At 70.0% G+C, this 21649-nt stretch carries 21 protein-coding genes; 19 read left to right on the forward strand and 2 right to left on the reverse strand.

Going from position 1 to position 21649, the window contains the following annotated elements:
• Window positions 1-14: 14 nt before the first annotated feature.
• Both ACLJQM_RS36535 and ACLJQM_RS36540 read right to left on the reverse strand, forming a co-directional pair.
• Window positions 15-953 carry an NAD-dependent epimerase/dehydratase family protein gene (locus ACLJQM_RS36535; RefSeq protein WP_247024993.1) on the reverse strand — a complete coding sequence of 313 codons (939 nt, stop codon included), beginning with the start codon at window positions 951-953 and terminating at the stop codon, window positions 15-17.
• Between the two features lie 7 nt (window positions 954-960).
• Window positions 961-1953, reverse strand: a complete 993-nt coding sequence (locus ACLJQM_RS36540; RefSeq protein ID WP_410634875.1) for a helix-turn-helix transcriptional regulator — start codon at window positions 1951-1953, stop codon at window positions 961-963.
• A 144-nt stretch (window positions 1954-2097) separates the two neighbouring features.
• On the opposite strand from ACLJQM_RS36540, the gene ACLJQM_RS36545 reads away from it, so the two are divergent.
• From ACLJQM_RS36545 to fabD, 19 genes are all read left to right on the forward strand, one after another.
• Complete coding sequence (locus ACLJQM_RS36545; RefSeq protein ID WP_410635063.1) at window positions 2098-3741, forward strand: MFS transporter; 1644 nt, start codon at window positions 2098-2100, stop codon at window positions 3739-3741.
• Window positions 3742-3896: 155 nt separating this feature from the next.
• Complete coding sequence (locus tag ACLJQM_RS36550; RefSeq protein ID WP_410634877.1) at window positions 3897-4940, forward strand: methyltransferase; 1044 nt, start codon at window positions 3897-3899, stop codon at window positions 4938-4940.
• Between the two features lie 10 nt (window positions 4941-4950).
• Window positions 4951-5634 carry an antibiotic biosynthesis monooxygenase gene (locus ACLJQM_RS36555; RefSeq protein WP_410634879.1) on the forward strand — a complete coding sequence of 228 codons (684 nt, stop codon included), beginning with the start codon at window positions 4951-4953 and terminating at the stop codon, window positions 5632-5634.
• Window positions 5635-5642: 8 nt separating this feature from the next.
• Entirely contained in the window at window positions 5643-7151 is a 1509-nt protein-coding gene (locus ACLJQM_RS36560) for an FAD-binding protein (RefSeq protein ID WP_410634881.1), read from the forward strand.
• Between the two features lie 15 nt (window positions 7152-7166).
• Window positions 7167-7886 (forward strand): SAM-dependent methyltransferase, encoded by a 720-nt coding sequence (locus tag ACLJQM_RS36565; RefSeq protein WP_410634882.1) that lies wholly within the window; start codon window positions 7167-7169, stop codon window positions 7884-7886.
• A 32-nt stretch (window positions 7887-7918) separates the two neighbouring features.
• The gene (locus ACLJQM_RS36570; protein WP_410634883.1) at window positions 7919-8263 is read left to right on the forward strand and encodes a hypothetical protein; all 345 of its coding nucleotides are present in this window, start codon (window positions 7919-7921) and stop codon (window positions 8261-8263) included.
• Window positions 8260-9417 (forward strand): nucleotide disphospho-sugar-binding domain-containing protein, encoded by a 1158-nt coding sequence (locus tag ACLJQM_RS36575; protein WP_410634885.1) that lies wholly within the window; start codon window positions 8260-8262, stop codon window positions 9415-9417. Before ACLJQM_RS36570 ends, ACLJQM_RS36575 begins: the two co-directional genes overlap by 4 nt.
• The gene (locus tag ACLJQM_RS36580; protein ID WP_410634886.1) at window positions 9411-10589 is read left to right on the forward strand and encodes a cytochrome P450; all 1179 of its coding nucleotides are present in this window, start codon (window positions 9411-9413) and stop codon (window positions 10587-10589) included. The genes ACLJQM_RS36575 and ACLJQM_RS36580 overlap by 7 nt, the downstream gene beginning before the upstream one ends.
• Window positions 10582-10821, forward strand: coding sequence for a hypothetical protein (locus ACLJQM_RS36585; protein ID WP_410634887.1), 240 nt, complete (start codon window positions 10582-10584; stop codon window positions 10819-10821). Before ACLJQM_RS36580 ends, ACLJQM_RS36585 begins: the two co-directional genes overlap by 8 nt.
• Entirely contained in the window at window positions 10822-13083 is a 2262-nt protein-coding gene (locus ACLJQM_RS36590) for an ATP-binding cassette domain-containing protein (RefSeq protein ID WP_410634889.1), read from the forward strand. It abuts the gene before it with no gap.
• Window positions 13084-13287: 204 nt separating this feature from the next.
• The gene (locus ACLJQM_RS36595; RefSeq protein WP_410634891.1) at window positions 13288-14790 is read left to right on the forward strand and encodes an FAD-dependent monooxygenase; all 1503 of its coding nucleotides are present in this window, start codon (window positions 13288-13290) and stop codon (window positions 14788-14790) included.
• Window positions 14791-14792: 2 nt separating this feature from the next.
• Entirely contained in the window at window positions 14793-15119 is a 327-nt protein-coding gene (locus ACLJQM_RS36600) for a TcmI family type II polyketide cyclase (RefSeq protein WP_410634892.1), read from the forward strand.
• Window positions 15116-16375: a beta-ketoacyl-[acyl-carrier-protein] synthase family protein gene (locus ACLJQM_RS36605; protein ID WP_410634894.1), complete on the forward strand. Its 1260-nt coding sequence runs from the start codon at window positions 15116-15118 to the stop codon at window positions 16373-16375. Before ACLJQM_RS36600 ends, ACLJQM_RS36605 begins: the two co-directional genes overlap by 4 nt.
• Complete coding sequence (locus tag ACLJQM_RS36610) at window positions 16372-17547, forward strand: beta-ketoacyl synthase N-terminal-like domain-containing protein (RefSeq protein ID WP_410634895.1); 1176 nt, start codon at window positions 16372-16374, stop codon at window positions 17545-17547. The genes ACLJQM_RS36605 and ACLJQM_RS36610 overlap by 4 nt, the downstream gene beginning before the upstream one ends.
• Before the next feature lie 23 nt (window positions 17548-17570).
• Entirely contained in the window at window positions 17571-17840 is a 270-nt protein-coding gene (locus ACLJQM_RS36615) for an acyl carrier protein (RefSeq protein WP_410634896.1), read from the forward strand.
• Entirely contained in the window at window positions 17837-18616 is a 780-nt protein-coding gene (locus tag ACLJQM_RS36620; RefSeq protein WP_410634897.1) for an SDR family NAD(P)-dependent oxidoreductase, read from the forward strand. Before ACLJQM_RS36615 ends, ACLJQM_RS36620 begins: the two co-directional genes overlap by 4 nt.
• Window positions 18617-18625: 9 nt before the next feature.
• Window positions 18626-19579, forward strand: coding sequence for an aromatase/cyclase (locus ACLJQM_RS36625; protein WP_410634898.1), 954 nt, complete (start codon window positions 18626-18628; stop codon window positions 19577-19579).
• Window positions 19576-20715, forward strand: a complete 1140-nt coding sequence (locus ACLJQM_RS36630) for an FAD-dependent oxidoreductase (protein WP_410634899.1) — start codon at window positions 19576-19578, stop codon at window positions 20713-20715. The genes ACLJQM_RS36625 and ACLJQM_RS36630 overlap by 4 nt, the downstream gene beginning before the upstream one ends.
• The gene (gene fabD / locus ACLJQM_RS36635; RefSeq protein ID WP_410634901.1) at window positions 20712-21644 is read left to right on the forward strand and encodes an ACP S-malonyltransferase; all 933 of its coding nucleotides are present in this window, start codon (window positions 20712-20714) and stop codon (window positions 21642-21644) included. Before ACLJQM_RS36630 ends, fabD begins: the two co-directional genes overlap by 4 nt.
• The last annotated feature ends 5 nt before the right edge of the window (window positions 21645-21649 follow it).

The following is a 21649-nucleotide window of genomic DNA, read 5'->3' on the forward strand; positions in this document are numbered from 1 at the left end:
CAGGGAAAAAGGGGTCAGGGCAGAGTCTCGTCGCGGACGGCTTCCCACGTGCGCCGGATGCCGTCTTCGAGGCTCGTTCGCCGCGAATCGCCGAACTCCTCGACATAGCGTGAGGTGTCGAGAACGGAGGCACGGACGAAGCTCGGCGGGGACGGCTCGTTGCGCAGCAGCAGCGTTCGGCCGGTGACGCGCTCGATGACCTCGAACACCTCGTGCAACGCGGTGCCGGTCCCGCTGCCGAGGTTGTAGGCGTCGTGCCGGTGTCCGCGCCACACGTTGAGGATCATGGTCATCAGGTCGTCGACGAACAAGTAGTCGCGGACCATGCTCCCGTCGCCGAACTGCGGCAGGACCACGCCGTCGCGGGCGGCGCGCAAAGCGATGGGGATGATGCCCTGGAGCTTGCGCGGCTTCTGCCCGGGCCCGTAGGGGTTGGAGATCCGCAACGACACCGACGGCAGGCCCCGTTGGTGGTGGAAGTACTGGAGGTAGTTCTCCAGGGAGACCTTGCCTATGCCGTGCGGCGATACGGGACTGCGCGGGCACTCTTCGCCGTGCGGGGGAGCGGAGGTTCCGTAGACCGTGCCGCCCGAGGAAGCGAAGAGGACGCGCTCGACTCCCGCGTCGGAGCAGAGCGAGAACAGCTCCACGCCGGCCGTCACGTTGGTTGCGATGTCGATGACCGGATCGTGTGCTGAGTCGCGAGGACTGGTGACGGACAGGAAGTGGAACACGTCCTGGGCTCCGGCGACAGCGGCCGCCAGACTGCTGCGGCTCATCAAGTCGCCCTGGAAGACGGTCGTGTTCTCGGACATCTCGTGCCTGGGTGTCGTGGAGTAGCGGTCGAACGCCCGGACGGTGGCTCCGAGCCGGATGAGCTGGTTGACCAGTGGTGTGCCGAGGAAGCCGTTCGCGCCGATGACGGTGACGGTTCGGCCGAGGGGATCGAACATGCGCGTGTCAGCTCCTGACCGGTCCGGTTTTGGCACTTCTGGCGAGGCGGCGGGACATCTCGCCGGCCGCCGCGGTGAGCTCCGGAGGGCCCTCGATCACGAAGTCGCAGCTGAAGGTGCACAGCAGCCCGAGTAGCCCGGCCCAGGACCACGCACCCATCGTGATCCGCGTGGTCGACTCGTCGATCGCCGCCAAGTTCGCCCCGCCGGGGGCCCATTTCGCCACGAGCTCGACCGGGCAGTCCATGCGCACCGTGCCGCGGCACGGCCAGGCGTCGGAATCGTCGCCCCGGTCCGGCTGCAGCTGGATGAACGCCGTCACGTCGTCGGCGGGGAACTGCCGGGGAGTGAACCGCCAGCCCGGCACGTGGAGGTTCTCCACCCGGTCGAGCCGGTAGGAGAGCCACGACCGTTCGCGCTGGTCGTACCCGATGAAGTACCAGCGGCCCGACCAGACCACGAGCTTGTACGGCTCGACGACAGCCGCGACGTCCTCGGCCGCGTCACCCGAACAGGCGCGGTAGGAGAAGCTCACGAGCTGCAGCTGCTGCGCTGCGGTGCTCAAGCACGTCAACATTCCCGAGGGGACCTTGGGCGGGGCGAGATCCCACGCGTTGTCGATTTGATGGACCTCGAAGGTCTGCAACCTGCGGGCCAGGCGCGGTGGCATGAGGTCCTTCAGCGTGCGCAGGGCGCGGGCCGCGGCGTCGTCGAGCCCGACCACGGAGCTGGGCGCGGTCTGCAGGGCCAGCACGATCGAGATGGCTTGCTCGTCGTCGAAGACGAGGGGAGGCAGCCGCGTCCCGGGGGCGAGGCGGTACAGGCCGCCGGGGCCGCGTGCGGCTTCGACGGGGTAGCCGAGTTCCCGCAGCCGGGTGAAGTCCCGGCGGATCGTGCGGGAGGTGACGCCCAGCCGCGCGGCCAGCACGTCACCCGACCATTCACGCTGCGCTTGCAACAGGCTCAGGATGGCCAGGGTGCGGCTGGCGATGTCGGGCATGAATTCGAGGCTAGGAGGAGTAGCGGACATCCGGTGTCACGTTGTCTTGCGACTGTGTACCCGGACCGGGCACCCGGTGCCGGTCCGCCGGTCCGAACACCCGGCAGGCAAGTCAGCCGCACCACAACGTCGAATCGAGAAAACATGTCCGCCTCACCTCCGGCAGCTCCGGCAGCGACAAGGAATGCCTGGCTCGGCCTCGTGGCCATTTCGCTGGGCGTGTCGCTCGTCGTCGTCGATTTCACGATCGTCAACGTCATCATCCCGCCCATCGTGACCGACCTGAAAATGTCGTCACTGGGAGCTCAGTGGGTCCAAGAGATCTACGCGATCACCCTGGCCGCCTTGCTGCTGCTGGCGGGACGGCTCTCGGATGTCGTCGGCGCCCGCCGGCTGTTCCTGATCGGCACCGTAGTGTTCGGTCTGGCCAGCGTGGTGGCCGCGCTGGCGCCGACCGGTGCGATGCTGATCGGGGCGCGGCTGCTCCAGGGCATCGGAGGAGCGATCGTCCTGCCGACGTCGCTGGCGCTGCTCAATTCGACCTTCCACGGGCGCGACCGCGGCAAGGCGTTCGCGATCTGGGGTTCGACCATCGGCGCCGCCGCCGCGGTCGGCCCGTTCCTGGGCGGATGGCTCGGTGAAGCGTCGTGGCGCTGGGCATTCGCGATCAACATCGTCGTGGTCCTCATGATCATCGTCGGAGTCCTGCGGTACCTCGCGCCGTCACCGGCGCAGCCGGCGAGTCTCGAGGTGCCGAGCGTCGTCCTGTCGGTGCTGGGGCTGGGGCTGCTCGCGTTCGGCCTGGTGGAGGGCCGCAATTACGGCTGGTGGGAGTCGACCCGGTCGAGCGGGCCGCTCGGCATCTCCCTGGGCTCGCTGTCGGTCGTTCCCGTCGCGTTGGCGATCGCCGTGATCTCACTGACCCTGTTCGTGCTCCGCCAGCGGCAGCTCGCCCGCTCCGCGACGGCCGAACCCCTGATGGACACGGCCTTGTTCGCCATCGGGTCGTTCTGGTCGGGCAACCTGGCCACGGTCATCATCGGCCTTGCCGAGTTCGGCATCCTGGCGGTGCTGCCCTTGTGGCTGCAGTTCACGCTCGGCTACTCGACCCTGCAGACCGGCCTGATGCTCGTCGTCGTGGCGCTCGGCAGTTTCACCGCCAGCGGCGCCAGCGTCGGCATGGCGAAGCAGATGCCGCCGGTGCGGCTCGTGCAGATCGGCCTGGTGCTGGAAATCGTCGGTCTCGCACTCCTCGGCCTGCTCGTCCGCGACGACTCCGGATGGTTCGTCATAGCCATCGGGCTGTTCCTGTACGGGACGGGTGTGGGCTTCGCGACCGCCCAGGTCACCAACGTGGTCCTGGCCGACGTGCCGCCCCGGAAGGCCGGGCAGGGTTCGGGCATCCAGAGCGCGGCGCGCCAGCTGGGGTCGGCGCTCGGTATCGCGATCCTGACCACCGCCTTCTTCGGCATCCTCGGGTCCGACACCGCGGACCGGTTGCGGGCGGCGGGATTCGCCGACACCGACCGCGTCGCCGGAGCGGTCGCGGACAGCGCCGGCGCCGCCATTTCCGGGCTGGCGGCGAACCCCGCGACCGAAGCAGCGGCCGTTGCGGCTCGCCAGGCCATGACCTACGCGGTGCAGGTCAACAGCTATCTGTGCGCCGCGCTCCTGCTCCTCGGGCTCTTCGCGACCTTCCTGATTCCCGGAAAGCCGGGCGCACCCGAGCGAGCCGAGACCGCCGAGCCGGCCACACCCGGGAGCACCGCGATCGAGTCCAACGGTTAAGGCGCTGTCACACGCGGCGGGCCGACGGCCCGGTCCGCCGCGCGTCTCACCTTCCCGCCGGAGTCCCGCCGACATACCTGTCGCCCGGGCGCCACGCCGACGACGATCTCTACCAAACCGGGACCGTATCGGTTCATCCGTCCGGAGGATTATCGATGACCAGCACCCACGACACGCTGACACCGCCGCCGACTGTGCCCGCGGCCGCCCGCCTGCTCGACCTCGTCATGGGCAACTGGCGGGCCGGGGTCGTCAGCGCCTTCGCCGAACTGGGCGTGGCCGACGCCCTGCGGGACGAGAAGCTGACGCCGGCGAGCATCGCCCGGCACCTCGGGCTCGCGAATTCGACGTGCACCAGGTTCTGCACGGCCGCGGCCGCCGTCGGCCTCTTGGACGCCGGCGCGGACGGCACCGTGTCGTTGAGCGAGCTCGGCCGGACACTCCTGTCGGAGTCACCCGGCTCGATGCGCAATTTCGCCCGCTGGTGCGGCTCGACCGCCGATCGGACGACCTGGTCCCAGCTGCACACCGCGGTCCGGACGGGACGGTCACCGTTCCCGGCCATCCACGGGACCGACGTGTGGGAGTTCCTGCAGACCCGTCCCGCGGACGCCGCCGTCTTCGACGCCGCCATGACCGAGCTGTCGCGCAACGTCATCGGCCCGGTGGTCGGTGTGCTCGACTTGACCTCGTTCAGCTCGGTCACCGACGTCGGCGGTGGTCGCGGCGCCCTGCTCGCGGCGATCCTGAAGAGCGCGCCGCACCTGCGAGGGGTGCTCTTCGATCAGGCGGACGTGGTCTCGCTCGCCCCGGACGTCCTGCGCTCCGCGGGCGTCGCCGACCGCGTCACGATCATCGCCGGCTCGTTCTTCGACAGCGTTCCGTCCGGCAGCGACCTGTTCGTCATCTCCAACGTGCTCCACGACTGGGATGACGATCGCACCCGGGCCATCCTCGGGTCGATCTCGTCCGCGATGTCACCCGGCCACCAGATCGCGATCGTCGAGGCGGTGGCGGGGGTCGACGACCGGTTCGACGAAGCCATCGCGCTGATGGACATGGACATGCTCGCCCTCTGCGAAGGGAAGCAGCGCACCGTCGGGGAGTTCCGCGACCTGCTCGCCGAATTCGGCCTGACTCTGACCGCAATCGACCGGGCCGGGCTCCAGTCGGTCGTCCGGGCCACGAAGACCGACTGAGGGGAACACCATGCCGACGATTTCGCCGGACAACGGCGCGCTGACCGTGTTCAACATGTTCAACACCAACGACTTCGGGAAGCAGGCCACGCTGCTCGACGCGATGCGCGGCATCATCGAGCACGCCAACTACCCGGGCTGGCGGTCCTCCACGCTGCACGCCGGGATCGGCCGGCCGTGCGCGGCCAACTACATCCAATGGCGCTCGCCCGAGGACTTGCGTGAGCGGTACGAGGGCGAGAACTTCAAGCACAACACCGTGCCCTACTTCACCGAACTGACCACCACGGTCCAGCTGCTGAAGACCGAGGTGGTCACCGTTCAGTCGGCCGAGGGCCAAGACGTGGTCATCGGTCCCGACGAGGACGCCTTCACCGTGATCGGCCTGCTCGGCTGCGAGCCCGCCGAGCAGGCCGAGCTGGTCGGCCTGCTCGGCCGGCCGGACGAATGGACGCGTCAGCAAGCCGGCTATCGCTCGCACAGCATCCTGCGCAGCCTCGACGGGCAGCTGGTCGTCAACTACGCCCAGTGGAACGATCGCGCGTCCTACGAGCGGTTCCACTCGATGCCGGAGACCGAGCGGCCCCTGCACGACCAGGCCATGCGTCGCCGCGCCAAAGCACTGCTGACCTCACACGAGTCCAACACCTACGACGTCGTCTTCTCCCGCTCGCTCGCCGAGGCTTCCCGATGAGCGCTCCGATGACCAAGCCGGCTCCGCCGGGGAAAGCGGTGCGAGAGATCGTGCCCGGCGACAGCCGCTGGGCCGAGCTGACCCACTCCGACAACCACCGGTTCGCGATCGTGCCCGACCGGTTCGTGCTGCCGCGCAAAGGGCACCAGGTCGTCGCGGCGCTCCAGGACGCGGTCGACGACCGCCTCGAAGTGTCGTGCCGGTCGGGAGGTCATTGCGGCGAGGACTTCATCGGCGCGCCGCGGCGCAATCTCGTACTCGACCTGTGCGGGCTCAACCGGATCGCCGCTACCGACGACGGGCAGCGGATCCGCGTCGAGCCGGGCGCCACCGTGGGCGAGGTCCAGAAGGCGCTCTTTCGCGACTGGGGAACGGCGTTGCCCCTGGGGGCCTGTTCGGCGGTCGGCATGGGCGGCCTCGTCGCGGGCGGAGGGTACGGGCCGCTGTCCCGTCAGCTCGGACTGGTCGCCGACCACCTCGCGGCGGTCGAGATCGCCGTCGTCGACGAGGGCCGGAAGGTGCGTGCCGTCACCGCGCGGGCCGACGACGACGGTGAACTGGGGGAGCTGTTCTGGGCTCACACCGGAGGCGGCGGCGGCAATTTCGGGATCGTGACGGCCTACGAGTTCCGCAGCCCCGCTCACCTGCGCAGCGGGGGGCGCATCCTCCCGAAGGCGGCCGGCGGGCTCAACGTCCAGAAGATCATCTACCCCTGGGCGATGCTGGACGAGGCCACCTTCGCCACGCTCGTGGGCCGGTTCTTCGCCTGGCACGAAGAACACGACCGCGCCGGCACGCCGGAAGCCTCGCTGTTCGCGACGTTCTTCCTCCACCACAAGTCCGCGCAGTTCCTCCAGCTCATGGTCCAGTCCGATGCTGACATCGACGTCGGCGGGGCGATCCTCGCCGAGTTCGTGGCGGGCCTCACGGAGGGCACGGCGGTCTTCGGGATCCCCCGGGGCGGGTTGATGACCTGGCTGACCGGCACCCGCTACATGAGCCAGGCCGACTGCGGTGATGTCATGGGCGCGCGGTCCGCGTCCAAGTCGGCCTACCACCGGTCCGCCCCGACCGGCGACCAGCTCGCGGTCCTCTACCGGCACCTCACCAGCGACCACCCGGGGCAGGCGTCCTACGTGATGGTCAACAGCTACGGCGGTGAGATCAACCGCCGCGGCAGCGCCGCCACTGCGTCGCCCCAGCGCGACTCGACCGCGAAGTCGTCCTGGTTCACCGCTTGGCTGGATCCCGCGCAGGACGACCTGCAGATCGGCTGGTTGCGTGCTGCTTACGAAGAGTTCTTCGCCGCGACCGGCGGTGTCCCGGTGAGCGGCGCCGCGACCGACGGCTGCTACATCAACTACCCCGACGTCGACCTGAAGGACGCGCGCCACAACCGTTCGACGGCGACCTGGCACGACCTCTACTACGGCGCCAACTACGAGCGCCTGCGACGGGCCAAACGAGCCTGGGATCCGCATGACGTCTTCCACCATTCCCTGTCCATCGAACTGTGAGAGGTCGCCGACCCCATGACGTCCACCGGACACATTCCCTTCGAAAAGCTCTACGACGACGGTGAGAAGGTAGGCCCGCTCCTCCCGTGGAACATCCGCGGTCCGCAGCCCGCGGTGCGCGAGCTCTGCGACGCCGGCGGGTTCCGGGGTCACGTGCTGGACCTCGGTTGCGGCCTGGGCGACAACGCTCTCTACCTCGCGTCGACCGGCCTGCGTGTCACCGGTGTCGACATCTCCCAGGTAGCCGTCGACTGCGCCCGCGAGAAGGCGGAGCGGACCGGCATCGACGTCGCGTTCGAGGCGTGCGACGCCTTCGACCTGGCCGCGGCCGGCGTCCGCTACGACTCGATCCTCGACAGCGCGTTCTTCCACACCATTCCGGAAGCTGACGTCGGAACGTACGTCGACCTGCTGAAGTCGATCAGCAGCAAGGGCACGACCCTGCACCTGTACGCCTTCGCCGAAGAGCTCACGCCGGACTTCCCCGGCCCCCGACGGGTTTCGGCCTCGGAGCTGAGGCGCGTCTTCGGCGCGGACTGGACCATCCACACGATCTCCTCGGCCCGGTACTCGAGTTCGCTGCCCGTCGAGGCGGTCGCGCAGATGGTCGACCCGCGCACCTTCGAAGTCGAAGCGCCGACGCAGAACCTCTCCCGGATCAGCGTCGACGCCGACGGATGCGTCGTCACGACCATCTGGCACCTGCACGCCGAACGCGCCGACGCCGAGTCCTGAGGGCCGGCCGTCACCACACCAGAGGAGGGTCCGTGAACTTCACTGCCGTCATGGTGGTCAACTACTTCAAGCCCTGGTACGAGCTTTCGCCGGACGACCGCATCGATTTCGAGCACGAACACGTCTTCCCCGCGATCGGCGAGTTCGTGAAGGCGGGCGGCTCCATCACCCCGGTCCGCGCGATCCGTTGCGCCCGGGACGCCGAAAGCTTCTTCGTGATGTCCTTCGGCGAGCTGGAGATCTACCTCGACCTCGTGCGCGCCCTGCGATCGACGCTGCTGATCACCAGCGGGCTAGCCGAGATCGCCTTCGAGACCGTCGGCGTGAACGAGGCCTACTTCGCCGAGCGCGACGCCGCGCGGAGGGCCGCACGGTGAAGGCTTTGTTCTACGCTGCCGGGACGAGTCCGGCCAGCGCTTTCGCCATCGCACCGCTCGCTTCGGCACTACGCGCCGCCGGTCACGAGGTGCTCGTCGCCTCCTTCGAGGAGATGTCGCCGGCCGTGCTCGGCGTCGGCCTTCCGCCGGTCGTGGTCGCGCGTGGCCACACGACCGAAAGCATCAAGGCCGCGACCGACGGCCGCCCCGCCATCGAATACCCCCACGAGCCGGACCTGGAGATGCCCTACCTCGGGCACTGGTTCGGCCGGCAGGGCTCCCACGTCGTGGACGACCTGGTCCACGTGGCCCGGCTCTGGGGCGCCGACGTCCTGGTCGCCGGCACCCTGGGACACGGGGCCGAGGTGGCCGCCCGCTACCTCGGTGTGCCGTTCGTGCGTCAGTCGTGGGACGTGTTCGACATCCACGGCTACGAGCAGTACGTCACCGAAGAAATGGCCGATCACCTCGCCGAGCTGGGCTGCACCGACCTGCCCGAACCGGACCTGCAGATCGACATCTGCCCGCCGAGCCTCGCTCGGACCAGCGCGGTGACCATGCGGTGGACGCCCCACAACAGGCCGTGCCGCGTCGAGGACTGGATGCTCCACTCTCCCGACAACGGGCGGATCTGCTTGACCATGGGCAGCTTCCGCTACGCCGATCCCCGCGTGATGAACCGGGTGCTCGACCTGCTCGCCGCGCTGGTCGGCACGGGCCCGGAGATCGTCGTCGCCATCGGCGAGGAGAAAGCCGACGCCATCCGTGAACGTTTCCCGGCGGTGCGTGCGGGGTGGATTCCGCTGGAGTTCATCCTCCCGGCCTGTGATGTGCTGATCCACCCGGCCGGCGGCCTGACCGCGATCAACGCGATCAACACCGCCACCCCGCAGTTGCTGCTCAACCCGTTCGCGGCGTTCGTGCCCACGCTGCGCCGGCTCACCGACCAGGGCTCGGCGCGCAGTCTGTACCGCGAGGAGGGGAGTCCGGCCGCGGTGGCGCGGGTGACGGCGGAAATGCTTTCCGATCCGCGGTACGCGCTCCGGGCCCGGGAACTGGCCGACGACGCCCTCACCGCGCGAACCGCAGCGGGTGTCGTGGCGCAGGTCGAGCAAGTCGTCGCCGCGTCGTCGAAAGCGGTGCCGGCATGCTGACCATCCCGGCCACCGGCATCGACCCCTACAGCGACGCTTCGATCGCGGACCCCTACCCCGTCTACCGTGAGCTCAGGGACCTGGGACCGCTCAGCTACCTGGACGCCCACGAAGTCTTCTGCGCGGCCCGGTACTCCGAGGTGACGGACGCGCTGCACCAGCACGATGTCTTCGTTTCCGGTGAAGGAGTCGGCCTCACCGACACCTTGAACAAAGCGCAGAAGGGCAGCAGCTTCACCAGCGACCCGCCCTACCACGCGCACGTGCGGGGGCTGGTCGCGCGCCACCTCAAGCCGCGCACCCTGGTCGCCATCCACGAGTTCGTCGAGTCCTGGGCCGACCGGATCGTGCGCGAACTCGCCGAGAAGGGCTCCTTCGAAGCGGTCAGGGACTTCGCGCAGGCGTTCCCGATCGCGGTCGTGCCGGACCTGCTCGGATGGCCCGAGGACGAGGGCAAGGAGCGGCTGCTGCACTGGGCCAGCGCCGGGTTCAACGCGTTCGGGCCGTTCAACGACCGCACCCGGGCCGGTTTGCCGCACCTGCAGGAGATGGCGGGATTCCTGCACCGCATGTCGCAACCGGGCAACCTCCGGCCGGGCAGCTGGGGCGCCGAACTCGTCGCCGACGCCAGGGCGGGCAGGATCGACGAGCACCTGCTGCCAGGGTTGCTCGGAGACTTCCTCGCACCGTCGATGGACACCTCGGTCAGCGCGCTGTCGAGCATGCTGTGGTTGCTGGGTACACACCCTGGCCAGTGGCGCGCTTTGAAGGAACGGCCCGAACTGATCCCGTCGGCCTTCAATGAGATCATCCGCGTCGAGTCGCCCTTGCGCGGCTTCACCCGGTACGTGGCCGCGGACACCGAGCTCGGCGGAGTCCCGCTCGCGCGCGGCTCGCGTGTCCTGTTGCTGTTCGGGTCCGCGAACCGTGACGAGCGGTTCTGGGACTCGCCGGAGGACTTCGACGTCGCCCGGCCCGGCGCGGCGCAGCACGTCGGCTTCGGCCACGGCATCCACGCTTGCGTAGGTCAGGCGCTGTCGCGGCTCGAAGGCCAGAGCCTCCTGGCCGCCTTGGTGCGACGCGTCGGCCGGATCGAGGTGGGGGAGCCGCGCTGGCGCCTGCACAACACCATCCGCGGCATCGAGCGGATGGACGTCACCTTCCGTGCCTGAGCCACCCGAGGACGCGCCGATCGTCGTGGCCGGTGACGCGCGGCGCTGCGAGCTGCACCGCCAGTGCGACGGGCTTTCGGCTCGCGTGTTCGCAGCGGCCGACCAGCTCCTTCGCCTGCGGCCGGGCACCGGCCCCGACACGCGTGCCTCCGTCTCGCGCTCGGTCCGCTCGTGCCCCATGAACGCGTTGACCATCGTCGGCGCCGAACTGTCCGACCCCCTGGAGAAATAGATGTCCGCTCAGCGTCGCCAGCACGATCAGATCGTCGTGAAGGGTGCACGGACCCACAACCTCAAGAACGTCTCGATCACGCTGGCCAAGAAGTCGCTGACGGTCTTCACCGGAGTCTCCGGCTCCGGCAAGAGCTCGCTGGTCTTGAGCACGATCGCCGGCGAGTCGCAGCGCCTGTTCAACGAGACCCAGCCCGCGTTCTTGCAGGGTCTGCTGCCCACCACGACCAGGCCCGACGTCGACGACCTGACCGGCTTGGCCCCGGTGGTCGTCGTCGATCAGCGCCGGCTCGGTGCCGACCCCCGCTCCACCGTCGGCACCGCGACCGACACGTACGGCAAGCTCCGCTCGTTGTTCGCGCGGTACGGGACGCCCACCCTCCACTCGCCGTCCCACTTCTCGTTCAACGATCCCGCCGGAATGTGCCCGAAGTGCCGCGGTACCGGCTTCTACGCCGACGTCGACCCCCGGCGGCTGCTCGACGGCAGCAAGTCGCTCAACGAAGGCGCGATCCGGTTCCCGACGTTCGCGGTCGGTTCGAACTTCTGGACGATCGTCATCGACTCCGGCTTCTTCGACCCGGACAAGAACATCCGGGACTACACCAAGACCGAGCTGCACAACCTCCTCGAGCTCGAGGAGGCCACGATCGTCAACCGCACGATGAAGACCAAGTACGAAGGCCTGCTCCCCAAGCTGCGCCGGCTCTACCTGGCGAAGGAGCGCGACTCCCTGCAGGCGCACATCCGGGAAGCCGTCGACCGGATCGCGGTGCGGGCGGACTGCCCGGAGTGCGGGGGATCGCGACTGGCCGAGGCGGGCCGCTCGGTCACCCTCAACGGTCACACGATCGCCGAGCTGTGCGCACTCGAGGTCAAGGACCTCGCGGTGGAGCTGGGCACCTGGCCGGCGGCCGCGGGCCCGCTGCCGCGGCTGCTGGCCGGGGTGCAGACCATGGCCGAGCTGGGGCTCGGGTACCTGACGCTCTCGCGCCGCACCGCGAGCCTGTCCGGCGGTGAGTCCCAGCGGCTCAAGATGGTCCGCCACCTCGGCTCGTCGCTCACCGACCTCACCTACGTCTTCGACGAGCCCACCATCGGGCTGCACCCGCACGACGTCGACCGAGTGCTCGACCGCCTCGTCGAACTCCGCGAGCAGGGCAACACGGTCTTCGTCGTGGAGCACGACTACCAGGTGCTCGGCGTCGCCGACCACGTCGTGGACCTCGGGCCCGACGCCGGTTCAGGCGGTGGGCGGATCGTTTACGCCGGTGCGCCGTCCGGGCTGCGGGACAGCGACGGACCCACGTCGGAGGCCCTGCGGCGGCGGATCGAGACACGGGACCCGCGCACGGCGGTCGACTGGATCAAGGTCGACGACGCCGAAGACAACAACCTCCGGAACATTTCGGTGCAGATCCCGGCGGGCGTCCTGACCGCTGTCACCGGTGTCGCGGGGGCCGGAAAGAGCTCGCTGGCGCGATCGGCCTTGCCCCGCGTCGTGCCGGACGCCGTCATCGTCGACCAGGACCTTCCGCGCGGCAGCCGACGCAGCCTGCCCGCCAGCTGGGTGGGCGTCCTGGACCCGATCCGCAAGCAGTTCGCCGACGCCAGCGGCGAACCCGTCAGCTCCTTCTCCCCGAACTCCAAGGGAGGGTGCGAGAACTGCAAGGGAGTGGGCGTCATCCCGGTCGAACTGGGTCGCGGCGACGTCATCGAGACCACGTGTGAAGAGTGCGGCGGAAGCCGGTTTCGCGCCGAAGTGCTCGAACATCGCCTCCGCGGCAAGAGCATCGCCGATGTGCTGGCGATGTCGATCGACGAGGCGGCGTCGTTCTTCCGGTCCGACCAGGCGATCGCCACGACGCTCGGCCTGCTCGCCGAGGTCGGGCTCGGCTACCTCAGCCTCGGTCAGCCGCTTTCCACGCTCTCCGGCGGCGAGCGGCAGCGGCTCAAGCTGGCCATCGAGCTGGCCGAACCCGCCGCCGTGTACGTCGTGGACGAACCGACGGCCGGCCTTCACCGCCGGGACGTCTCGCGGTTGCTGGTTCTCCTCGACAAGCTCGTCGACGCGGGCAGCACGGTCGTGGTCATCGAGCACGATCTCGACGTCGTCGCGGCCGCGGACTGGGTCGTCGATCTCGGGCCCGGTGCCGGGGCTGACGGCGGCCGGGTGGTCTTCACCGGCACACCCGCCGACCTGGCCGGGTGCGCGGACTCGTTGACCGGGAGCCATCTGGCCGCGGCGCTCCGAGGCGAGTGAGCCGCCCTTACTCCACTGTGGACACTTCGCCCCCGCAGCCTTCCTGCTGCGGGGGCGAAGTCTTTGTCACGGCGCGGATGTTCGGGCCTAGCGGAACGGGATGGGTACCCGCGTGTCGCTTCCCCCAGCGATGGCATCGATATCCCCTGTCTGTGCACCCCAGCGCACTACAGCGGGTGCCGGAAGTCGCGGACAGTGGATGGCATGACAGGACACACCGTGCTCCCCGCCGAAGTGCCGGTCCTCGTCGTCGGCGCCGGCCCGACCGGGTTGATGCTGGCCGGGGAACTCGCCCTGGCAGGTGTCCAGCCGCTCCTGATCGACGCTCTCGACCGGCCGACCGGGCAGTCGCGGGCGCTGGGCTTCACCGTCCGCACCTTGGAGATCTTCGCCCAGCGCGGCATAGTGGACCGGTTTCGCGGGATGGCCCGGCAACCGGCCGTGCACTTCGCGGGCCTCCTCATCGACGGCAGGCACGTGTCCAGCCCGTTGCGGCCGGCCAACACCTACCCCCAGTCCCGCACGGAGGCGGCCCTGGCCGGGTGGGCGGGCGACCTCGGTGTGGTCGCCGCCAGACCGTGGAGCTTCCGCTCCTTCCACCCGACCGGCGAAGGGTACGCGTGCCTAGTCGAGGGACCGGGCGGTGCGCAAGAGGTGACATCGCGCTTCATCGTCGGATGCGACGGCGCCCGCAGCCGGGTCAGGTGCTGTGCCGGGATCGGCTCGGAGACGACCGGGCCGTCGGTGCAGATGGTCCTCGCCGACTTGCGCGACAGCGGCCTGCCCGACCGTCCCTTCGGGGTCAAACACCGCGGCGGGATGGTCATGTCGGCTCCCCTCGGCGACGGGACCGACCGCGTGATCGTGTGCGACTTCAGCAGGCCCGTCGTCTCCGGTGACGAGCCGGTGACCGACCTGGAGGTCCGGGCGGCGTACCGGAACGTCGTGGGGGAGCCGCTCGGCGGAACGTGCCTGTGGGCAAGCTCCTTCACCGACGCATCCGCGCTGGCCACCGAATACCGCCGTGGCGGCGTGCTCCTGGCCGGGGACAGCGCGCACACCCACCTGCCGGCCGGGGGGCAGGGGATGAACGTGTCCATCCAGGACGTGGTCAACCTCGGCTGGAAGCTCGCCGCCGTCGTCCAGGGCCGCGCACCCGTCGAGCTGCTCGACACGTACGAGTCCGAACGACGCCCCGTGGCACAGCGCCTGTTGCGCAACACGGCGGCGCAGGGACAGCTGTTCCTCCGCGGACCCGAAGTCGACCCGCTGCGCGAGGTGATCGCGGAGCTGATCTCCGTTCCGGGTGTCGCGTCGGTACTCGCCGACAGCGTCAGCGGTGTCGACGTCCGGTACAGCCTTCCCGGTGGAGAGGCACAGCCGCTCGTCGGGACCCGGTTGCCTCCCGGTGTCCTGGAGCTGGAAGGCGCTCCCCGAGACGGACTCGAGGAGCTTCGCCACGGTACCGCCATCCTGTTCTCATTGCACCACAACAGTTCCCTGGCGGAAGAGGCAGCTCGCTGGGAACCGCATCTGCGCCAGGTGCGAGCGCGTGTCCGTGCGGCCGAACACGGTCTCGCGGCTGCCGAGGCAGTACTCGTCAGGCCCGACGGGCACATCGCGTGGATGGGATCGCAGCCCCACGAGCTGCGGCAGCACCTCGCCACCTGGGTTGGGACACCAGCCGCGACACTCGGAGGTTCGTGACCATGTTCAGCACCCTCATCGTCGCCAGGATGGAGACCGGCCACGCCGGATCCGTGGCCGAGATCTTCACCGACTTCGACGAGAGCGACCTGCCGCACCGCATGGGCACCCGGCGCCGCGAGCTCTTCCGGTTCCACGGCCTGTACTTCCACGTGCAGGACTTCGAGGAGGTCGCGGGCGGGGAAAACATCGAGGCCGCGAAGGCCGACCCCCGCTTCGTCCAGGTCAGCAAGGACCTCCGGCCGTTCATCGATCCTTACGACCCCGGCTGGCAATCCCCGAAGGACGCCATCGCGGAGCGCTTCTACCACTGGGAGGCAAAGGAATGAGACGCCGTGTGTTCCTCACCGGCATCGGGGTGGTCGCGCCGGGGGCCGTGGGCGCCGACCGGTTCTGGTCCCTGCTCAGCGAAGGCCGCACGGCCACCCGGACGATGAGCTTGTGCGACCCGACCCCGTTCCGGTCGCGAGTCGCCGCCGAAGTGGACTTCGACCCGCTCGCTCACGGTCTCACCGACCGGCAGGCGTCGACGCTCGACCGCGCCGCGCAGTTCGCCCTCGCCGCGGCACGGGAAGCGGTGGAGGACGCGGGCTGGGCCGGCAGCTGCCCGCCTCACCGCGCGGGCGCCATCGTCGGGTCCGCGGTCGGTGCCACGACCCGGCTCGAGCAGGTCTACCGCACGCTCAGCCGGGACGGAGAGCTGTGGGACGTCCTGCCGCACGGGCCGGCGAGCCTCTACTCGTACTTCGTGCCGAGCTCGTTCGCCGCCGAGATCGCGCGTGACCACGGCCTCACCGGCCAAAGCGGGGTGGTCTCCACCGGCTGCACGTCGGGCATCGACGCGGTCGGCCACGCCTGGGAGCTCATCCAGGACGGGGTCCTCGACTGCGCCGTCACCGGTGCGACCGACGCGCCGATCGCGCCGATCACGGTGGCGTGCTTCGACGCGATCAAGGCGACGTCGACCTACAACGACACCCCGTCGACCGCGTCACGGCCGTTCGACTGCTCGCGGGCGGGATTCGTGCTGGGCGAGGGAAGCGCCATGTTCGTGCTGGAGTCCGAAGAGTCCGTGGCCGCACGCGGGGCGACCGTGTACGCGGAAATCAAGGGCTACGCCAGCCGTGGCAACGCCTATCACATGACCGGGCTCACGCCGGACGGGCGGGAGCTCGCGCTCGCCGTTACGTCGGCGCTCGCCCAGTCCGGCATCGAGGCGACCGGGCTCGACTACGTCAACGCCCACGGCAGCGGCACCAAGCAGAACGACCGGCACGAGACGGCCGCGTTGAAGGCCGGCCTCGGCGACGCCGCATACAAGGTCCCCATCAGCTCGATCAAGTCCATGGTCGGGCATTCGCTGGGCGCGATCGGCTCCATCGAGATCGCGGCGTGCGCGCTGGCCATCCGCCACGACCGGATCCCGCCGACGGCCAACCTGACCGCCCAGGATCCCGACCTGGACCTCGACTACGTGCCGGTCCGCTCCCGTCGCCAGCCGACCAACGCGGTCCTGACGACCGGCAGCGGCTTCGGGGGGTTCCAGAGCGCCATGGTCTTGACCGACCCGGCGGTGCTGTCATGACCGTCGCGGTCACCGGCCTCGAAGTCGTGTCCCCCATCGGGCTGTCGCGAGAGCAGCACTGGGTCGCGCTGCTCGACGGGGTCAGCGGGCTCGGACCGACGAAGGGCTTCGACTCCGCCAGGCTGGGCAACCCGATCAGCGGCGAGATCGCCGGGTTCACCCCCGACGTCCTCCCCAGCCGGCTGCTGCCCGCCACAGACCGGATGACCCAGCTTTCCCTGGTCACCGCGGAGGGCGCGGTGGAGGACAGCGGTATCGACGTCGCCAACCACGACCCGGACGGCATCGGAGTCGTCACCTCCGCCAGCGCGGGCGGCTACGCCTTCGGCCAGCGCGAGCTGCAGAACCTGTGGAGCAAGGGCCCGAAGTTCGTCAGCACGCACCAGTCGTACGCCTGGTTCTACGCCGTCAACACCGGCCAGATCTCGATTCGTCACGGGTACCGCGGTCACAGCGGTGTCATCGTCGCCGACGACGCGGGCGGGCTCGACGCCATCGCCGGCGCGGCGCGTCGGCTGGACCGCGGCAACCACGCCGTCCTCACGGGTGCCGTGGACAGCGCCATGTGCCCGTGGGGCCGGGTGGCTCAGACGTCCACGGGGCTGACCTCCGGCCACAGCGACGCGAGGCGGGCCTACCTGCCCTTCGACGAGCGCGCGTCGGGCTGGGTGCACGGCGAGGGCGGAGCCCACCTCGTCCTCGAGTCCGGTAGCCACGATGGCTACGGCGTGGTCCTGGGGCACGGTGCGACCGTCGACGGCGCCGGCGACCCCGCCTCCGCCGGGCTGGTGCGCGCCATCACGACCGCGTTGCGCACCGCCGGCCGCGTGCCTGCCGACGTCGACGTGGTGTTCGCCGATGCCGCGGGCGTTCGCGACCGGGACTGTTCCGAAGCTGCCGCGCTGGTGGAGGTTTTCGGAGCGCACACCGTCCCGGTGACGGCGCCGAAAGCGGCGACCGGCCGGATGGGCACGGGCTCGGCCGCGCTCGACGTCGCCACGGCCCTGCTGTCCATCCGAGACCAGATCATCCCGCCGACCGTGAACGTGACGCCCGACCCCGGTCTCGGTATCAACCTGCACGCCCGACCCCGCCGCGCGCGGCTGGAGACCGCGCTGGTGCTGGCGCGCGGCATCGGCGGCTTCAACTCCGCGCTCGTCGTCGGGCGCTGAAAGAGAGAGGAACGGAACTCGGCATGGCACGGACCATCACGATGGAGGACGTCAAGCGGGCCCTGCGAGAGGGCAGCGGCGTCGACGCGGGCGTCGACCTGGACCGCGACGTCCACGAGAAGACTTTCCGGGACCTGGGGTACGACTCGCTCGCGGTGTTGGAGACAGGGCTGCGGCTCAGCCGGGAAAACGACGTCGACATCGACGACGAGGTGTTCACCGACCTGGAGACCCCGCAGCAGCTGCTCGAACAGGTCAACCACGCCCTCGCGGCGAAGGGGGCGATCGCGTGACCGCACCAGGGCACGCGCTGGTCACCGGTGCGTCGAGCGGTATCGGGCGCGCCGTGGCGTCCCGGCTGGGCCGGGCCGGGTACCGCCTGAGCATCTGCGGGCGGACGAAGGAGCTGCTGCAGGAGGCTGCCGACGAGCTTCGCCGGGAAGGTTGTGACGTCGCGGACTTCGTCGCCGACGTGTCCGACCCCCGGCAGGTGCTCGATCTCGTCGACGGCGCGCGGGAGCACCACGGACCGATCTCCGTCCTCGTGAACAACGCGGGGCGCAACGGCGGGGGAGTCACGGCGGAGCTGACGGACGAGCTTTGGCGCGCGGTGATGAGCACGAACCTCGACAGCGTCTTCTACACCACTCGCGAGGTGCTGGCCCGAGGCGGCATGACCGACCTCCCGAGCGGGCGCATCATCAACATCGCTTCCACCGCGGGCAAGCAGGGGGTCCTTCTGGCGGCGCCCTACTCCGCCTCCAAACACGGCGTCGTGGGGTTCACCAAAGCCCTCGGCAAAGAGCTCGCGACCCAGGGAGTCACCGTGAACGCCGTGTGCCCGGGATACGTGGAGACGCCCATGGCCGAGCGGGTCCGCGCCGCGTACGCCCAGGCGTGGAACACCACCAGCGACGACGTCAAGGGCCAGTTCGAGGCGAAGATCCCCTTGGGGCGTTATTCGACACCCGACGAGGTCGCCTCGATGGTCGAGTACCTCGCCTCCGACGGCGCCGCGTCGGTCACCGCGCAGGCGTTGAACGTCTGCGGCGGGCTCGGCAACTTCTAGGAGCAGACGATGACCAGCACCGAACGCACCGACCGGCACGAGGTCGAGATCGCCGCCGCGGCCGAAGAGGTCTTTTCCCGCTTACTGGACGTCTCACGCTGGGCGGAGATGTTCGAGCCGACGATCCACGGCTGCGAGCTGTCCCGTGACGGGGCGATCCAGAACATCCAGCTGTGGGCGACCGCGAACGGGGAGCCCAAGACGTGGGTTTCGCAACGCGTGATCGACGACGACGCGCGCACGATCCACTTCAGCCAGACCGTCCCGTCACCGCCGGTGGCGGCGATGACCGGCCAGTGGACGGTCACACCGACCGACCGCACGCGGTGTGCCGTCGAGTTGCTCCACACCTACCGCGCCGACGACGGCACCGGTGAGACGCTCGACTGGATCTCCCGTGCGGTCGACGTCAACAGCAGCATCGAGCTGTCCGCCCTCAAGACCGCCTGCGAGAGCACCGCGGACGCCGCGGGCGCACCGTTCACCTTCTCCGATCACGTCGACACCGACGCCGCCCCGGAGCGCGTGTTCGCGTTCCTGGACCGCGGGAACCTCTGGGCGGAGCGGCTCGACCACGTCGCCGAAGTCGAGATGCGGGAGCTTCCGGGCGGGTTGCAGCACCTGCGGATGAACACGCGGACCTCGGACGGAGACACGCACTTGACGGAGTCCTTCCGCGTCTCCCAGCCGCCGGCGGTGCTGCTGTACAAGCAGACGACACTGCCGCGCCTGCTGACCCTCCACATCGGCCGGTGGACGATCCGGCCCGCGGGGGAGAAGTGGCGCGTCACATCGACGCACACGATCGCCGTCCGGCCCGAGGTCATCGTGCCGCTGCTCGGCCCGGGTGTCACGACGGAACAGGCCCGCGTGGTGGCGAGGAGGAACCTCGGCACCAACAGCCTGCGAACGCTCGAGGCCGCGGTTCGGTGGGCCGCGGCGAACGACGTGACGAGAAAATGACGGACGCCGAGGACCCCCGGGTGCTCGTCTGCGGCGGCGGACCGTCCGGCTTGCTCGTCGCGGGTACCGTCGCGGCAGCCGGAATCGCCACGACGGTGGTCGAGGCGTCCGCCGCGCCGCCGGCCGGGCTGCGTGCGTCGACCCTGCACGCCCGCAGCATGGAAGTGCTGGACGAGCTCGGCGTCCCCGGGCTCGGCGGCCTGCCGCGCAGCAGCCGCGGGCACTACGTCGGCCTGCCCCTCGACCTCGGTGGCGCCCCGTCGCGCTGGGCCGGGTCGTGGCGGTGCGCGCAACCCGACCTGGTGCGTCGCTTGACGCGCTGGGCGCTTCTCCGGGGCGTCCGGCTGCTCCGAGGCGAGCGGGTGCGCTCGGTCGTTCAGCGCCCGACGCATGTCATCGCCACCACCACGGAGGAGCGCAGGCTCGTCGGCGAAGTCCTCGTCGGCGCCGACGGCGCCGACAGCGATGTCCGCGCGATGGCCGGTATCGCGGTCGACGGCCCGGATCCGCGCCGGTGCCTGGTCCGTGCCGACGTCCTGGGCGGCGGTCTGCGCCCGCGGAGGTTCGAGCGGATCGGCGACCTGACCGTCACCTGCGCGCCGATCGCCGGCCGGACCTCGCGGGTGATGGTGCACGACCCGAGCTGGCCGGTCGGGCAAGAGGTCGGCGCCGGGACGCTGCGGGCCACCTGGCGAGCCGTGACCGGTGAGGACCTGCCGTCCGCGATCGACTGGATCGACACGTTCGCCGACCGCACCGGGGTGGCTGAGCGCGCCACTGCCGGACGCGTCGTCCTGTGCGGGGACGCCGCGCACCAGTTCATCCCGATCGGCGGGGTCGCGCTCAACAGCGCGATCATCGGCGCCCACGCGGTGGCGCAGCGGATCATCGAGTTCTGCCGCGGCGACGGCGACGCGCTCGGCCGGTACAGCCTGCAGAGCACCGGCCGCGCTCGCGAAACGGCCGCGCGTCTTCGGAACGAGGCGCGGCTCCTCTTCGACGTCTCGGCCGGGACACGGGCGGAACGCGCCGGGATCGCCGCACGCCTCGACGACGACGAACGTTTCCACGACCAGGTGGTGCGCACCATCGCGGGAATCGAATCCGGCACGCGCGGGAAGGCGGTGCCCCGGTGAAAGCCTTCCTCTTCCCCGGCCAAGGAACCCAGAAGGTCGGCATGGGCCGATTCCTGCGGGACGCGTACCCGCAGGTGGTGGAGCCCTTCTGGCGCGAAGCCGACCGCATCCTCGGCTATCCGCTGACGCGGATGTGCGCCGAGGGGCCGATCACGGCCTTGCGCGAGATGCCGGTGACCCAGCCGGCGGTCTTCCTGTGCAGCTGGACCGCCTTCGCGGCAGCCACTTCGGAAGGAGCGACCGCGGAAGTCGTGGCCGGGCACAGCCTCGGCGAGTACTCCGCGTTGGCTGCCGCGGGTGTCCTGGACTGGCGTGAAGTCCTGGAACTCGTGCACCACCGCGGCAAGCTGATGGCCGAGGTGCAGCGGCGCGTCGACGGGAAGATGGCGGCGATCGTCGGCCGCACCCTCGAGGAGGTGGAGCGCCTCTGCGACGTGGTCCGCCGCCGGCTGGGCCAAGTCGTCGAGATCGCCAACCACAACGAGGAACGGCAGGTTGTCGTCTCGGGTCAGTCGCCTGCCGTCGACGCGCTGATCGCCGCGCTGGACGAGGCGGACGACGTCCGCACGACCGTCCTGCGCATCGGCGGGCCGGCGCACTCGAGCCTGATGGAAGGCGCGGCGCGCGAATTCGACCGCTACCTCGACCGGTACGAGTTCCGCTGCCCGACGATCGAGCTGATCTCCTCTTCGACAGCGGAGCCTTACCGCTCGGGCGCCGACGTGCGCAAGCAACTGGGAGCGCAACTCGTGCACCGGGTCGTCTGGGTGGACGTGCTGCGCGAGCTCGGCCGGCGCGGGATGACCGCGACGTGGGAACTCGGCCCCGGGCGAGTCCTCTCGGGTTTGGTGGAGCGCGCTCTGCCGCGGACCCGCACTTTCCGGGCCAACGATCCGACGGCGTTCGCCGACGGCGTCCGGGCCTGGTAGCGCGC

Origin of the sequence: Amycolatopsis sp. cmx-4-83 (assembly GCF_046548815.1) — a bacterium.
Taxonomy (GTDB): domain Bacteria; phylum Actinomycetota; class Actinomycetes; order Mycobacteriales; family Pseudonocardiaceae; genus Amycolatopsis; species Amycolatopsis pretoriensis_A.